Genomic DNA, 441 nt, shown 5'->3' on the forward strand with positions numbered 1-441 from the left:
CGAAGTGGGCACTGCCGTGCAGGTGCGTGACGCGGCCGGCAACATCCTCGCGACCGGCACCGTCGCTGCAGATGGCACCTTCGTCATCGCCCTGGACCCTGCCGTGAACGATGGCAGCACCTTACAAGTCACCCTCACCGACGCCGCCGGCAACGTATCCCAACCGGGCTCAGTCACCTCGGCTGACTTGCTGCCGCCCGCACAACCGACTGACCTGGCCCTGGCCGATGGCGTCACCTTCACTGGTCGCGGCGAGCCCGGCGCTACCGTGCAAGTGCGCGATGCAGGCGGTAGTGTCATCGGCACCGGTGTCGTCGGTGCCGACGGCCTGTTCAGCCTCACCTTGTCGCCTGCTCAGGCCAACGGCGAAGCACTCGACGTACGCTTGGTGGATGCTGACGGCAACGCCTCTGCGCCGCTGCAATTCGATGCGCCGGACAT

At 66.9% G+C, this 441-nt stretch carries 1 protein-coding gene; it reads left to right on the forward strand.

Annotation, left to right across the window (positions count from 1 at the left end):
* Positions 1-441 (forward strand): Ig-like domain-containing protein (locus I8746_RS26950; protein ID WP_259674215.1); only part of this gene is annotated, 441 nt, incomplete at both ends.

Source organism: Pseudomonas sp. USTB-Z, from assembly GCF_019691255.1.
Taxonomy (GTDB): Bacteria; Pseudomonadota; Gammaproteobacteria; order Pseudomonadales; family Pseudomonadaceae; genus Aquipseudomonas; species Aquipseudomonas alloputida.